Origin of the sequence: Streptomyces sp. SBT349 (assembly GCF_001083795.1) — a bacterium.
In the GTDB taxonomy this organism is placed as follows: domain Bacteria; phylum Actinomycetota; class Actinomycetes; order Streptomycetales; family Streptomycetaceae; genus Streptomyces.
Window position 1 is genome coordinate 12,892 of the sequence record NZ_LAVK01000061.1, and the last position, 14,402, is coordinate 27,293.

At 72.5% G+C, this 14,402-nt stretch carries 14 protein-coding genes and 1 pseudogene; 6 read left to right on the plus strand and 9 right to left on the minus strand.

Annotated features, from left to right (window positions below; genetic code table 11):
• Positions 1 to 22: 22 nt before the first annotated feature.
• The gene (locus tag ADY01_RS10505; protein ID WP_049569604.1) at positions 23 to 1,327 is read left to right on the plus strand and encodes an LCP family protein; all 1,305 of its coding nucleotides are present in this window, start codon (positions 23 to 25) and stop codon (positions 1,325 to 1,327) included.
• 107 nt (positions 1,328 to 1,434) lie between these two features.
• Here the strand turns inward: ADY01_RS10505 and ADY01_RS10510 are convergent, their stop codons facing one another.
• Positions 1,435 to 1,809, minus strand: a complete 375-nt coding sequence (locus ADY01_RS10510; RefSeq protein ID WP_049569607.1) for a VOC family protein — start codon at positions 1,807 to 1,809, stop codon at positions 1,435 to 1,437.
• Positions 1,810 to 1,905: 96 nt separating this feature from the next.
• On the opposite strand from ADY01_RS10510, the gene ADY01_RS10515 reads away from it, so the two are divergent.
• Both ADY01_RS10515 and ADY01_RS10520 read left to right on the plus strand, forming a co-directional pair.
• Positions 1,906 to 2,448, plus strand: a complete 543-nt coding sequence (locus ADY01_RS10515; RefSeq protein WP_049569610.1) for a CGNR zinc finger domain-containing protein — start codon at positions 1,906 to 1,908, stop codon at positions 2,446 to 2,448.
• A 24-nt stretch (positions 2,449 to 2,472) separates the two neighbouring features.
• Positions 2,473 to 3,390, plus strand: coding sequence for a 1-aminocyclopropane-1-carboxylate deaminase/D-cysteine desulfhydrase (locus ADY01_RS10520; RefSeq protein ID WP_049569612.1), 918 nt, complete (start codon positions 2,473 to 2,475; stop codon positions 3,388 to 3,390).
• A gap of 23 nt (positions 3,391 to 3,413) precedes the next feature.
• Here the strand turns inward: ADY01_RS10520 and ADY01_RS10525 are convergent, their stop codons facing one another.
• The 5 genes and pseudogenes from ADY01_RS10525 to ADY01_RS10545 form a co-directional block, all read right to left on the minus strand.
• A complete protein-coding gene (locus ADY01_RS10525) occupies positions 3,414 to 4,547 on the minus strand; it encodes an MFS transporter (protein WP_049569616.1) in 1,134 nt (377 codons plus the stop codon).
• A 55-nt stretch (positions 4,548 to 4,602) separates the two neighbouring features.
• Positions 4,603 to 5,274, minus strand: coding sequence for a GNAT family N-acetyltransferase (locus ADY01_RS10530; protein WP_049569619.1), 672 nt, complete (start codon positions 5,272 to 5,274; stop codon positions 4,603 to 4,605).
• 109 nt (positions 5,275 to 5,383) lie between these two features.
• Positions 5,384 to 6,139 (minus strand): annotated as a pseudogene (locus ADY01_RS10535) (GH12 family glycosyl hydrolase domain-containing protein); the annotation flags it as partial.
• Positions 6,140 to 6,251: 112 nt separating this feature from the next.
• Positions 6,252 to 7,574: an APC family permease gene (locus ADY01_RS10540; protein WP_324612906.1), complete on the minus strand. Its 1,323-nt coding sequence runs from the start codon at positions 7,572 to 7,574 to the stop codon at positions 6,252 to 6,254.
• Between the two features lie 154 nt (positions 7,575 to 7,728).
• Entirely contained in the window at positions 7,729 to 9,069 is a 1,341-nt protein-coding gene (locus tag ADY01_RS10545) for a UDP-glucose dehydrogenase family protein (RefSeq protein ID WP_049569639.1), read from the minus strand.
• Between the two features lie 122 nt (positions 9,070 to 9,191).
• On the opposite strand from ADY01_RS10545, the gene ADY01_RS10550 reads away from it, so the two are divergent.
• On the plus strand, positions 9,192 to 10,352 hold the full coding sequence (locus tag ADY01_RS10550; RefSeq protein WP_049569625.1) for an acyl-CoA dehydrogenase family protein: 1,161 nt from the start codon (positions 9,192 to 9,194) through the stop codon (positions 10,350 to 10,352).
• A 78-nt stretch (positions 10,353 to 10,430) separates the two neighbouring features.
• On the opposite strand, the gene ADY01_RS10555 is transcribed toward ADY01_RS10550, so the two are convergent.
• A complete protein-coding gene (locus ADY01_RS10555) occupies positions 10,431 to 10,985 on the minus strand; it encodes a hypothetical protein (RefSeq protein ID WP_049569626.1) in 555 nt (184 codons plus the stop codon).
• 194 nt (positions 10,986 to 11,179) lie between these two features.
• Positions 11,180 to 11,968 carry a TetR/AcrR family transcriptional regulator gene (locus tag ADY01_RS10560; RefSeq protein WP_049569628.1) on the minus strand — a complete coding sequence of 263 codons (789 nt, stop codon included), beginning with the start codon at positions 11,966 to 11,968 and terminating at the stop codon, positions 11,180 to 11,182.
• 136 nt (positions 11,969 to 12,104) lie between these two features.
• Between ADY01_RS10560 and ADY01_RS10565 the strand changes: the two genes are divergently transcribed.
• Together ADY01_RS10565 and ADY01_RS10570 are read left to right on the plus strand one after the other, a co-directional pair.
• A complete protein-coding gene (locus ADY01_RS10565; RefSeq protein WP_049569631.1) occupies positions 12,105 to 13,073 on the plus strand; it encodes an ATP-binding cassette domain-containing protein in 969 nt (322 codons plus the stop codon).
• Positions 13,070 to 13,864: an ABC transporter permease gene (locus tag ADY01_RS10570; protein WP_049569634.1), complete on the plus strand. Its 795-nt coding sequence runs from the start codon at positions 13,070 to 13,072 to the stop codon at positions 13,862 to 13,864. Before ADY01_RS10565 ends, ADY01_RS10570 begins: the two co-directional genes overlap by 4 nt.
• A gap of 101 nt (positions 13,865 to 13,965) precedes the next feature.
• On the opposite strand, the gene ADY01_RS10575 is transcribed toward ADY01_RS10570, so the two are convergent.
• Positions 13,966 to 14,402 (minus strand): M23 family metallopeptidase (locus ADY01_RS10575; RefSeq protein ID WP_049569642.1); only part of this gene is annotated, 437 nt, incomplete at its 5' end.

A 14,402-nucleotide genomic window follows, 5' to 3' on the forward strand; every position in this document is an offset into this window, starting at 1 on the left:
CGGACAGGCACACTGGCATGCTATGAGCGACTGGCCGAACGGTTGGACGGACGACAGCCAGGCCCGGAATCAGGCCGGGAACGGGGACCGCTACGGTCAGGGCAGCGGCAGCGCGCGCCCGGAGAGCGCCCGGGTGATGCCGCACGTGCAGAGACCGCCCCGCCCCCGGCCGCCCCTGCACGACGAGGGCCACGGGCAGCGGCCGGGACCCGAGGCGGGCTACGACTCGGGGTACAGCGAGGGACAGGTGTACCGGGGCAACGCGCCGGGCCGCCACTCCTCGCCCCCGCCTCCCCCGCCGCCCTACGGCGACGGTGACCCGTACGACGACGGGCCGCGCGGGCCGCGCCGGCAGCGCAACTGGCGCCGCCGCATCGGCTTCGGCGCGCTGGCGCTGGCCGTGGTGCTGCTGGTCACGGCCGTCTCCACCTACTTCTGGGCCGACGGCAAGCTGCGCCGCGAGGTGGACCTCGCCTCGGTCGAGGACCGGCCGACCGTCGGCAAGGGCACCAACTACCTGATCGTGGGCTCCGACAGCCGCGAGGGCCTGAGCGAGGAGGAGCAGCAGGAGCTCCACACCGGCGACACCGGCGGCCAGCGCACGGACACGATCATGATCCTGCACGTCGGCGACAACGGGAACACCATGGTCTCCCTGCCGCGCGACTCCTGGGTGACCATCCCCGAGTTCACCGGCTCCGTCTCCGGCGACCGCATACCCGCGCAGGAGCAGAAGCTCAACGCCGCCTACTCCATCGAGGGCCCCGAACTGCTCGTGCGCACCATCGAGTTCAACACCGGGCTGCGCATCGACCACTACGCGGAGATCGGCTTCGGCGGCTTCGCCAATGTCGTGGACGCGCTGGGCGGGGTCGAGATGTGCTTCGACGAGCCCATCCAGGACGACAACTCGGGCGCGGACTTCGAGGCGGGCTGCCAGATGCTGGACGGCGCCGAGTCCCTGGCGTTCAACCGGCAGCGCTACCAGGAGGCCGAGGGCGACCTGGGCCGCACGCAGAACCAGCAGGAGTTCCTCGGGACGCTGGCCGGACAGGCCGCCTCGCCGTCCACGCTGCTCAACCCGTTCACGCTGTACCCGACGATGGGCGCCGGCCTGGACGCGCTGATCGTGGACAAGGACATGAGCCTGTGGGACCTGCGCGCGATGTTCTGGGCGATGCGGGGCGCGGAGCGGATGAACATCCCCGTCGCCGACCCCGGATACTCCACCGAACAGGGCTCGGCGGTGCTGTGGGACATGGAGCAGACGGAGCTGCTGATCTCGCAGCTGGAGAACGACGAGGAGGTCACCGTCGGCGCGGAGTGAGCGCCGGGTGGTGAGCCCACGGCCGAGAGGGACGGAAAGGCCCCGCGCGGAGTGCCGCGCGGGGCCTTCGTGTGCGCGGACCCGGCGCCCGTGGCCCGCGTCCCGTCTCAGCGGACGCAGAGGCAGAACGGGTGGCCGGCCGGGTCGGCGTAGACGCGCCAGTCGCGCGTGCCGCCCTGGTCGTCCTCGAGCAGCCTCGCGCCGAGCCGCAGCACCTCCTGCTCGGCCTCGTCCAGCCGCGCCCTGGGGACGTCGAGGTCCAGGTGGAACTGCTGGGGGTTCTCGGTGCCCGGCCAGTCGGGCGCCCGGTACCCCTCGGATTTCTGGAACGCCAGCTGCCGCCCGTGCGGCCCGGCCAGCTCCACCCACTCCTCGTCGCCCCCCTCGATGACCGGCCAGTCCAGCACGGCGGCGTAGAACGCGGCGAGCTCCCGCGGATCCGGGCAGTCCAGAACGGTGACCCCCATCGTGGCGATGGCCATGGCAGTTCTCCCTCCGGGACGCGTTACCTCTGTAACGCGCCTAGCGGTAACGCGACAGTGACCTCATGATGGCGGATCACCGGTAACGTTGCAACCGTGGCAGCGAGAACGACGCCGAGCGGGCTGGCCCTGGTCGAGGACTTCGTCAACACGGTCGACCTGGAGGGGGGCGGTGACTCCCTGGCCGACCCGGACGGGCTCGCCGCGTTCGCCGAGCGCGCCGGCACCGCGCTGACCGGCGCGGACCTCCCCGAGGTACTGCGGCTGCGCGAGGCGCTCCGCGAGGCGTGCGTCGCGCACACCGGGCCCGCGCCACGGCCGGACCGGGCCGCCGAGCTGAACGAGGCGTTCGCCGCCGCGCCGCTCACGCTGGAGATCGATCCCCTGACGGGGGCCGCGACGCTGGTCCCGGCGGCCGGGCTGCGCGGCGCCGCGGCGCTCGCCGCCCGCGTGGCGGCGGTGGTCGCGGAGGCCGAGGCGCGGGGCACCTGGCAGCGGCTCAAGGCGTGCGAGGCGGACAGCTGCCGCTGGGCGTACTACGACCACAGCCCGGCGGGCCGCCGCCGCTGGTGCTCGATGCAGGTCTGCGGCGCCCGCGCCAAGATGCGGTCCTACCGGGCGAAGAGGCGGCGGGCGTGACCCCGCGTTCGTACACTCGTACCGATGTTGTCGCCCGCGGTCCTGCCCTCGCCCGTGGCCGCGCTCACCGACCCGGTGCTGGCGGCGGCGGGGACAGAGCTGCGGCTGAAGCGTGACGACCTGATCCACCCCCTGGTCGCGGGCAACAAATGGCGGAAGCTGACGCCCAATCTGTGCGCCGCGGCCGAACTGGGCCACACCCGTCTCCTCACCTTCGGGGGCGCGTACTCGCACCACATCCGCGCGGTCGCCGCCGCTGCCGCCGCCTGCGGCCTGACCAGCGTGGGCGTCATCCGCGGCGACGAGCTGGCCGACGCGCCGCGCAACCCCACGCTCGCCGCGGCGGAGGCGGACGGGATGGAGCTCGCGTTCGCCGGCCGCGCCGCCTACCGGGCGATGCTGCGGACCCTCGACGAGCCCGCGACGCGCGACCGCCTGGAACGCCGCTTCGGCCGCTGCTTCGTGCTGCCCGAGGGCGGGTCCAACGCCGCCGCCGCGCACGGCGCCGCGGAGATAGGCGCCGAGCTCGCGGCGGAGCCGGCCGGCCTCGGGGCGCGCGACATCGTCTGCGCGCCGGTCGGCACCGGGGGCACGCTGGCGGGCATCGCCGCGGGCCTCCCGCCCGGCGCGCGCGCCCTGGGCGTCGCCGTGCTGCGCGGCGGGGCCGGCTATCTGGAGGGCGAGGTCACCCGCCTGCACCAGGAGGGCTGGGGCCGGACGTTCGGCAACTGGCGCATCGCCCACACCCACCACGGCGGCGGGTACGGACGGATACCGGCGGGGCTCGCCGCGTTCGCCGAGGCGTTCGAGGAGCGGCACGGCCTCGCGATCGAGCGCCGCTATGTCGCCAAGATGCTCCACTGCCTCCACGACCTGGCGGCATCGGGCGGGCTGCCGCGCGGCACCCGCGTCACCGCCGTCGTCACGGGCCCCCCGACCTGAGACCGCCGTCTCACCGGCCCGGATCAGCGGGGGACGAGCGTGCCGCGGCGCAGGAGCGTCCAGGCCACCGCCGCCGCCAGGGCCGCCGCCGCGTAGGGCAGGGGCGCGGGCGGCAGGCTGCCGCCGAGGGCGTATCCGGCGGCCGTGCCGACGAGGTGGGCGCAGACCGTCAGCGCGTACGCCTGGGTGAGGGCGGCGCGCGGCGCGACCGAGTCCAGGAGCGTCGAGACGGCCAGGATCACGGGCGCCGCGCACGCCCCGTGGAGGAAGAGGACGGCGGCGAACGCGGGGAGCGAGCCGGTGGACGCGGCCAGCAGCAGCCCGGTGACCGTCGCCGCGGCCTGCACCGTGGGGAGGTGACGCGGCCGGGTGCCGAGCGCCAGCCCCGCGACCAGGGTGCCGACGGCCGCCACGCCGAGGAGCACGCCGCTGAGCGCGGGCGCGCCGTGGTCCAGGGCGACGGCCGGGACGCCGAACCCCACCAGGCCCGCCGCCAGGCCGCCCAGCAGGCTGCCGCCCAGCAGCGTCCGCACCCCGGGGAACGCGAGGGCGCCGCCCTCCGGCCGCACCCGGCGCGGGTGCGGTCCGCCCGCCGCGGCCCGGGGGAACAGCAGTCCCGAGCAGGCCGCGAGAGCGCCCGCCACCAGGACCGCGGAGCCGGGACTCACCGTCACCAGCAGCAAGGACACGAGCAAAGGGCCCGCGAGGAGGCCCAGTTGGAAGAGGACGCCGAGCAGCGCGTACGCCGCGGGCCGCAGCGCGGGGTCCGTTATCAGGTCGCGCAGCAGGACGCGGGTCCCGGCCGTGGTGGCGGGAAGGGCGAGGCCCGCGAGCAGGGCGAGGGGGATCAGCTGCCAGTCGCGGTCGCCGAGGCTCAGCGCCAGCAGCGCGCCCCCGCAGACGACGCCCGCGGCGGCGGGCACCGGCCCGAGGCCGAAGCGGTCCATCAGCCGCCCCTGCAACGGCAGGCCGGCCGCGTTCCCCAGACCGAAGGCGCCGGTGACGGCGCCGGCGAACGCGAGGGAGCCCGTGCGGTGGCGGGTGAGGAGCAGCAGGGCCAGATCGAGCATTCCGATCGCGGCGGCCCCGGTGAGGACGGTCGCCAGCGGGATCACGACCCCGGGCGTACGCAGGACGGGCGTGTAACGGCGCGGCACGGCAAACCTCCGAAAAGGCTGCCCACCCACCCGAGGCACCCGGCCTCTGCGAGGGTCAGGCTACCCGAACGGCCCCGAAAAGCGGCAGGCACGGCTCCAGGCCCGTGACGGTGACCGGTGCACGGTCGGCGGCGGCGCGGTCGGCGGCGGCCTCCCAGCGTGCGCGCGGCAGGCGCAGGCGGATCTCGGTGGTCGCGCGCCCCCTGATCACCACGCGCTCCACCCCGTCGCGCTCGTACCCCAGCTTGCGCGAGACGGCGAGCGAGGCGGCGTTGTGCTCCAGCGCGCCCGAGACGGCCTCCGCCGCGCCGAGTCCCTCGAAGGCCAGGTGCAGCATCGCCGTGCGCATCTCGGTGCCGATGCCCTGGCCCTGGTGTCTCCGGCCGAGCCACGAGCCGCTGCTGGTCCGGCGCAGCGTCCCGAAGTCGCGGGCGGCGAAGTCCTGGAAGCCCACCGGACGGCCCTCGAAGAAGACGGCGAGCGCCAGCGACCAGTTCTCCGGGGTCCAGTCGCCGCGGCGCAGCCAGTGGTGCTGGACCACCGAGCGGGCGCGGGCGGCCGGGGGGAGGTCGGTCCAGGGGAAGAGGAACGGCATCTCCTCCGGCGGGTGGATGCCCTCGGCCGCCAGCTCGGCGAGCGCGGCGAGCTCGCCCTCCCCGGGCAGCCGCAGTTCGAGACGGGGGGTGGTCAGGCGCAGGCCCAGCAGGGGCCAGTGGTCCTTCAGCATGCGGCGATTGTCCGGGCCCGCGCGGTCACGGGCATCCCGTTTTCCGCGACCGCGCGGCACCACCCCTCACCCGGACGCCGTCAGCTCACGCCGTCAGTTCACGCTGTCAGTTCACGCCGGCCGAGAACGACCGGACGCCGAGCCCGGCGCCTCCCTCCCAGGGCTCGAAACCGGCCTGGATGCTGGTCAGGTACCAGGACTCGTCCGCCAGGCCGTGGCTGATCGCCTGGTCGATGAAGTCCGTGACGTCGAAGCTCCAGCCGCCGATCGCCGAGGGCGCGACGAACGAGATCACGTCGTTGGCCCCGTTGCTGCCGGTCCACACCTCCCAGCTCCGGCCGCCGACGTTCGCCGTGCCGGTCTGCGAGCCGATGGGCTGGATCGGGCCGACCCGGTTGAACCAGATCATGATCTCCGTCTCGCTGACCCCGGTCGTCTGGGGCTGGGGGTCGAGCCAGATGTCGTACGACGCGTTGTAGACGGCGTTGTCGACGTACTGGTACTCGATGGAGCTCGTGGCGCTCTGGATCGAGCCGATCTGGATCGGCATGGTGGTGCCGGGCGAGCAGTTGCTGTAGTGGCAGCCCGCGAAGACCGACGGGTACGACTTGGGCGCGCCGTCGGTGGAGGCGCTGCCCTCCGCCTGGGTGATCGAGAACCCGGTGTCCGTGGCGTTGATGCACTGGGGCGCGGTCGAGCCCCAGACGTTGTTCTGGACCACGTACTGACCCTGGATCGTGGTCGTGCCGTACTGTTCGCAGATTTGAACGTCGGCCTGCGCCGACGGAACCGCGGTCACCAGTGCGGCCAGTGACCCCACGGTGCCCGCGATCGCGGCCGCCGTGGCGCGAAGACGCGATGTCATGCTGCTCCTCTCAAGGCTTTCCGACAGTGAGGGGAGCGCTCCCATTGCTGTGCTGCGGCGGACTCTAGAGGGCATCCCGACCGGCTGGCAACGGGTCCTGGCCGTTTTCGGGTCAGTTCACACCGCTTCTGCGCGAGGTGATGATCCGGTTGCCCACCCAGACGCAGAACCAGAGCGCGACGCCGGAGGCCATGAGCCAGCCGGCGATCTCGTAGTCGCGGCCCGAGCGCTGGGAGAGCGGACTGGCCAGGTAGACGCAGAGGACGACGCCGAGGACGGGCAGCGCGGTGGGGGCGCGGAAGTGCCGGTGGGCGACCTCGTCCCGGCGCAGGACGAGCACCGCGACGTTGACGACCGCGAAGACGCACAGCAGGAGCAATGAGGTGGTGCCGCCGAGCGCGGACAGGTCGGCGTAGCCGATCAGGAGGAACGCCAGCAGCGTGGTGAAGGTGATCGCGACCCAGGGGGTGCGGCGGCGCGGCAGCAGCCGGCTGAGCGGCCCCGGCAGCGCCCGCTCGCGGGACATGCCGTAGAGCAGGCGGCTGGCCATCAGCATGTTGATCAGCGCGGTGTTGGAGAGCGCGAACACGGTGATCCACGCGAAGATCTCCAGCGGGAAGCCGGGCGCGCCCGCCTCCACGACCTTCAGCAGCGGCGTGTCCCCCACGCCGAGCTCGGCGGGGGCGACCAGGGTGACGCTGGCGATGGCGACGAGGACGTAGATGACGCCGGTGATGGTCAGGCCGATCAGCATGACGCGGGGGAAGATCCGCACCGGGTCCTTGGTCTCCTCGGCCATGTTGACGGAGTCCTCGAAGCCGACCATGGCGAAGAACGCCAGCGCGGTGGCCGCGGTCACGGCGCCGAAGGCGGACTCGCCGCCCGGCGTCTGGAAGTCGGTGACCCGGGAGAACTCGCCGTCGCCCTGGAACACGGCCCAGGCGCCGATGCCGATGACGATCAGCAGGCCGCTCAGCTCCACGGTGGTGAGGGCGACGTTGGCCTTGACGCTCTCGCCGACGCCCCGCAGGTTGACCAGGCTGATCAGCGCCATGAAGCCGAGCGCGATGGCCATGGCGACGCGGCCGTGGTCACCGTCCACGTTCAGGGCGGAGAGCAGGTTCGCCGCGAACGCCTTGGAGGCGCTGGACGCCGAGGTCAGCCCGGAGCACATCACCGCGAAGGTGACGAGAAAGGTGAGGAAGTGAATACCGAACGCGCGGTGCGAGTAGGCGGCGGCGCCGCCCGCGCGGGGATATTTGGTGACCAGTTCCAGATAGCTGGTCGCGGTGAGCATCGCCACCACGAAGGCGCACAGGAACGGCAGCCACACCGCGCCGCCCACCTCGGCCGCGACCTGGCCGCTCAGCGCGTAGACCCCGGTGCCGAGAATGTCGCCGACGATGAAGAGCAGCAGCAGTCCGGGACCGATCACCCGTTTCAGCTCGGTCCCGTTGTCCCCCTCCGTTACGGGAACAACGGGAACAGCAGAGGATTCCGCACCGCTCTGGTCGCTTTTCGGCATGCGGAGACCTTTGCCGGAAAGCCAAAGGTCAAACCCGCGATCGTTCCAGAACACACGGTCGTGCTCAGGCGGTGGGCCGCCCCAGGGCCCGGTAGGTCCAGCCCGCCTTGCGCCACAGCTCGGGGTCGAGGGTGTTGCGCCCGTCGAGGATGTGCCGGGCGCCGACGACCCCGCCCAGGACGGCCGGGTCGAGCTCGCCGTACTCGGCCCACTCGGTCAGGTGCAGCACGGCGTGCGCCCCCTGGGCCGCCTCGGTCGCGCCGTCCGCGTACCGCAGGGTGGGGAAGACGCGCTTGGCGTTCTCCATGGCCTTGGGGTCGTGGACGGTGACCTCGGCGCCCTGGAGGTGGAGCTGGCCCGCGATGTTGAGGGCGGGCGAGTCGCGCACGTCGTCGGAGTCGGGCTTGAAGGCAGCGCCCAGGACGGCGACGCGCTTGCCGAGCAGCGAGCCGCCCAGGGTCTCGCGGGTGAGTTCGACCATGTAGACGCGGCGGCGCATGTTGATCGAGTCGATCTCGCGGAGGAACGCCAGCGCCTCGGCCGCGCCCAGCTCTCCGGCGCGGGCCATGAAGGCGCGGATGTCCTTGGGCAGGCAGCCGCCGCCGAAGCCGATCCCGGCCCGCAGGAACTTGCGGCCGATGCGGTCGTCGTACCCGAGGGCCTCGGCGAGCTTGACCACGTCGCCGCCCGCGGTCTCGCAGATCTCGGCCATGGCGTTGATGAAGGAGATCTTGGTGGAGAGGAACGCGTTGGCCGCGGTCTTGACCAGCTCCGCCGTGGCGAGGTCGGTCGTGATGAACGGCGTGCCCCCGGCGAGCGGCGTCGAGTAGACCTCGCGCAGCAGGGCCTCGGCGCGCTCGCTGGTGACCCCGGCGACGATGCGGTCGGGGCGGAGGGTGTCCTCGACGGCGAAGCCCTCGCGGAGGAACTCCGGGTTCCACGCGAGCTCGGCCTCCTCGCCGGCGGGGGCGAGTTCGGCGACCCGCCGGGCCAGCCGGGCGGCGCTGCCGACGGGGACGGTGGACTTGCCGACGACCAGCGCGGGCCGGTCGAGGTGGGGGGCGAGGGAGTCGACGGCGCTGTCCACATAGCTCATGTCGCAGGCGTACTCGCCCGGCTTCTGCGGGGTGTTGACGCAGATGAAGTGGATGTCGCCGAACGCGGCGGCCTCCGCGTAGGAGGTGGTGAACGCCAGGCGGCCCGAGGACTCGGGCAGCCCCACGACGTGCCGCCGCAGGATGTCCTCAAGGCCGGGTTCGTACATGGGGGCAAGGCCGCGGGAGAGCAGGTCGGTCTTCTCGGGAAGGATGTCGAGGCCGAGCACGTCGAACCCCAGCTCCGCCATGGCGGCGGCGTGGGTCGCGCCGAGGTATCCGAGGCCGATCACCGTGATCTTCGGGGACATGGTCCCGAGCATAGACCCCGTTCCCGGCGGGAAGCCCACGTATCCGTGGCCCGGTTCGCGGCCTAGGATGACAAGTTAATTAACAGTAGTTAGCGTGCCCGTCTGATCAGGGAGTGAGACACGTGGCAGGGACACCGGAGTTCGACCTCTACCGTCCGGCGGAGGAGCACGACCTGCTCCGGCAGTCGGTGCGCGCGCTCGCCGAGGCGAAGATCGCGCCGTTCGCCGCCGAGGTGGACGAGCAGGCCCGCTTCCCGCAGGAGGCCCTGGACGCGCTGGTGGCGAGCGACCTGCACGCCGTCCACGTCCCCGAGGAGTTCGGCGGGGCGGGCGCGGACGCGCTGGCCACGGTGATCGTGATCGAGGAGGTCGCCCGCGTCTGCGCCTCCTCCTCGCTGCTCCCCGCGGTGAACAAGCTGGGCTCGATGCCGGTGATCCTCTCCGCGTCGAAGGAGCTGAAGGAGCGTTGCCTGACGCCGCTGGCGAGGGGCGAGGGGCAGTTCTCCTACTGTCTCTCCGAGCCCGACGCGGGCTCGGACGCCGGCGGGATGAAGACGCGCGCGGTGCGGGACGGCGACGCCTACGTGCTCAACGGCGTCAAGCGGTGGATCACCAACGCCGGGGTGAGCGACTTCTACACGGTGATGGCGGTCACCGACCCGGAGAAGGGGACGCGCGGCGGGATCTCCGCGTTCGTGGTGGAGAAGGAGGACGAGGGCCTGTCGTTCGGGGCGCCCGAGCGGAAGCTCGGCATCAAGGGGTCTCCGACGCGCGAGGTGTACTTCGACAACGTCCGCGTCCCGGCCTCGCGGATGATCGGCGAGGAGGGCACCGGTTTCGCCACCGCGATGCGCACGCTCGACCACACCCGGATCACGATCGCGGCCCAGGCGGTCGGAATCGCTCAGGGCGCGCTGGACTACGCCAAGGGGTATGTGCGCGAGCGCAAGCAGTTCGGCAAGCCGGTGGGCGACTTCCAGGGCGTGCAGTTCATGCTGGCCGACATGGCGATGAAGCTGGAGGCCGCACGCCAGCTGACCTACGCCGCCGCCGCGAAGTCCGAGCGGGACGAGCCGGATCTCACGTTCTTCGGCGCGGCGGCCAAGTGCTACGCCTCCGACGCCGCGATGGAGATCACCACCGACGCGGTCCAACTCCTCGGCGGCTACGGCTACACGCGGGACTACCCGGTGGAGCGCATGATGCGCGACGCCAAGATCACGCAGATCTACGAGGGAACGAACCAGGTCCAGCGCCTCGTCATGGCGCGGAACCTGCCGTAGCGGGAGAGGGAGAGGGGAAGGGAGAGGGAGAGGCGCCGCGGCTCGGACCGCGGCGCGTCTCGGTGGGCGTGCGCGGCGTCAGCAGTCGTCCAGGCGCCAGCCGTCGGCCTCCAGGACCCACGGCTCGGCGCTCCCGTCGAGTTCCTCGATGCCGACGCCGTAGCTCACTTCCGCCGTGGTCGCCGTCATCGAGTCCACGGAGAACGACTCCATCGTGCGGTGCCCGTACCGGTCGACGGCCGCCTGAGCCGCCAGTTCGACGTCCGCCAGGGTGAGGACCGTCTGGCAGCGGGTGGAGAAGGAGTCGTACGCGAGCGTCCCGTTCGGGGTGAAGAGGGCGGTGACCAGGTCGCTCACCGCCTGTTCGAGCGCCGCCTCCTCGCCGTCCGCCGACTGCGCCGGCTGATCGCCGGCCTCGCCTCCGGCCCCGGCGGTGCCGTCCGTGTCCGGGACGTCGATGTCGAAGTCGTCGTCGTCGTCATCATCGTCGTGGAGTCCGCCGGAGCTGCTGCCTCCGCCGGTGCTGTCGGACCCGCCGGACCTGCGCCCCCCGCCGCCACCGCAGGCGGTGAGGGTGAGGACCGCGGAGACCAGCAGGACGGCTATCGCGCCACGGGCGTGCTTACGTGTCATGTCCCTGGACCCATTCGCTGGCTCGGCGCCGTCGGGACGCGCGCGTCACCGACCTCGTGCGCCCACGCGCCGGGCCGCTGCGCGCGTGCGCGGGTCGACGCGAGTCGGCCCCACGACCAGGCGCGACGACGCTGGTTGATCTTGCTCGTGTGAGACCGCGAAGCCTACCAGCGGCGCGGAACCCGCCGCGGCCCTCAGCCCTCGGCCCCCTCGCCCTCGGCCGCCTTCGCCGTGCGCTCGCGGATGAGGGCCTCGATGCCGTCCAGGATGAAGTCCAGGCCGTAGGCGAAGTCCTCGTCGGCGCCCGTGCTCTCGGGGCCGAAGACACCCGCCTCGACCACCCGGGCCAGGGCCGGGTACGTGCCGGAGCTGACCACGCGGGTCAGCAGCCTGCCGTAGACCTCGCCCCACTCCTCGTAGGTGACGCCCGTGCGCGGGGCGGCGCGGCCCATCGTGATCTCCTGCCTGACCTCGCTCAGCACGTAGTTGGTGAGGAGCATCAGCACGCCGACCATGTCGCCCTGGTCGAGGCCGCTGTCGGTGAGCGAGTCGAGCACCACCTCCATCCACGCCAGATTGTTCGGGCCCATGGGCGGGCCGCTGAGCGGAATGTCCGTCATCCAGGGCCGGTTGAGCAGCATGCCCCGGCAGGCGTGCGCGTAGGCGACGAGCCGCCCGCGCCAGTCCCCGGGCCAGTCCGAGGTGGTGGGAGGCCCGGAGGCCATCTCGAACATGAGGTCGAGCAGGTCATCCTTCCCGGGGATGTACCGGTAGAGGGACATCGTCGTCACGCCGAGCCGCTCGGCGACCTTGCGCATGGAGACCCCGCCGATGCCCTCGGCGTCGGCGATCTCGATCGCGGTTCCGACGATCCGGTCCACACTCAGGCTGCCCCGCGGCCCCCGGGTCCCCGGCTGCCTCATGCGCCACAGCAGATCGACCGCCGCCTGGAGATCGCGCCGGGCCTGGCGTTCGTCGGCCATCGTCACCCCTCGTCCCTGGATTGACCGCATCCTAAAACTGTGTACTGTGTATACCCAAGTCTACGACGTACACAGTTTCTCGGACGGATCGGGAATGGGAACGGGAACGGGGATGGGATCGGGGATGGATGGGGAGATGGCGGATCACGCGATAGTGGCCGCGGGGCTGCGGAAGCGGTATCGGGACACCTACGCCCTCGACGGCGTGGACCTGGCCGTGCGGACCGGCACGGTGCACGGGCTGCTCGGGCCGAACGGCGCGGGCAAGACCACGGCCGTGCGGGCGCTGACCACGCTCCTGCGGTACGACGAGGGCCGGGCCGAGATCTGCGGCTTCGACGTGGCCGGGCAGCCCGAGGAGGTCAGGGAACTGATCGGGCTCACCGGCCAGTACGCGGCCGTCGACGAGCAGTTGAGCGGCCGGCAGAACCTGGTGATGTTCGGCAGGCTCTACAAGCTCCGCCCCCGCGAGGCCAGGCGCAGGGCCGAGGAGTTGCTCGGCGCGTTCGGCCTGAGCGAGGCGGCCGGGCGCAACGCGGGCCAGTACTCGGGCGGCATGCGCCGCCGCCTCGACCTGGCGGCCAGCATGATCCGCACGCCGAGGGTCCTCTTCCTCGACGAGCCGACCACGGGGCTCGACCCCCGCAGCCGCAACCAGGTGTGGGACGCGGTCCGTTCGCTCGTCTCCGGCGGGACCACGGTGCTGCTCACCACGCAGTACCTGGAGGAGGCCGACCAGCTCTCCGACCGGATCTCGGTCATCGACAGCGGCCGGGTGGTCGCCGAGGGCACCGCGGACGACCTCAAGGCGCGGATCGGCGGGGACCGCGTCGAGGTCGTCGTCAGGGACGCCGCCGACCTGGCGGCGGTGGGGGACCTCGTCTCCCGGATCAGCGGCGCCGTGGCGGACGTCGACCCGGACGTGAGGCGGGTGAGCGTCCAGGTCGCCGACCGGGTGACCGCGCTGACCGAGGTGGTCAGGGCCCTGCACGGAACGGGGATCACGGTCGAGGACATCGGCACCAGGCGGCCGACGCTGGACGAGGCGTTCCTCGGGCTCACCGGCGGCCGGGCGGCCGAGGACCGGAAGGAGGTCGTGCGATGAGGCGGTTGCGGTGGGCGGTGGCCGACGGCTGGATCATGACCCGGCGGAACATGGCGCACCTCGTCCGGACCCCGGAGGAGATGGCGCTCTACTTCACGCTCCCCATCATGTTCATCCTGGTCTTCGGCTATGTCTTCGGCAGCGGCATGACCCTGCCGGGCGGCGGCGACTACCGGGAGTTCCTGGTGCCCGGGGTCTTCGCGATGACCATGCTCTACGGCCTGGGCGCGACCGGCTCCGCGGTGGCCGTGGACGCGGGGCGGGGCGTGATCGACCGCTTCCGCTCCATGCCGGTGGCCCGTTCCGCCCTGCTCACCGGGCGCGGCGCCGCGGACCTGCTGCGGGGGCTCCTGGAGATGACCGTGCTGCTGGTCTGCGGGCTGCTGGTCGGCTGGGAGTGGCACCGGGGCGTGGGCCGCGCGCTGCTCGCGGTGGCCCTGGTGCTGGCGCTGCGGGTCGGGATCACCTGGCTGGGCATCTACCTGGGCCTGCTGGTGCCGAACCCGGACACGGTCGGCATGATCGTCTTCCCGCTGGCGTTCCCGCTGACCGCGATGTCGAACGTGTTCACATCGCCGGAGCTGATGCCCGGGTGGCTGGGAGCGATCGCCGACTGGAACCCGCTGTCCGCGACGGTGACGGCCATCCGCGAGCTCTTCGGCAACCCCGGGGTCGGCGGCGACTCCTGGGCCACGGAGAACGCGCTCCTGCTGGCCATCGCCTGGCCCCTCCTGATGACGGCGGTCTTCGCCCCCCTGTCGATCCGGTCCTACCAACGCCTCAACGCGTGACGCCTCCACCGCGTCTCCCCGTCCGGCCCGCCCCTTCTCTCGGGGCGGGCCGGACGGGGAGAGGAGCGGGCCCCCGCCGGAGGGGTGCGGGGGCCCCGCGGTCAGAGCGTGACGCCCTTCGCGGCCAGGTAGGCCAGGGGGTCCACGTCCGAGCCGTACTCGGGACCGGTCCGCACCTCGAAGTGCAGGTGCGGTCCGGTGCTGTTGCCGGTGGAGCCGGACAGGCCGATCTGGTCGCCCGCGGAGACCGTCTGGCCCACGGTCACGGAGATCGACGACAGGTGCGCGTACTGGCTGTAGTGGCCGTCGTCGTGCCGGATGACGACCTCGTTGCCGTACGAGCCGCCGGTACCCGCGGTCACGACCTCGCCGGCGCCGATGGCGGCGACCGAGGTGCCGGAGCCGACGGGGAAGTCGACGCCGGTGTGGTAGCCGGAGGACCAGGAGGCCCCCGGCACGCGGTAGCCGGTGGTGACCGAGCCGTCCACCGGAGCGGTGAAGCCTGAGTCCGACTCCTCGGCGGGGCCGGGCTCTGGGG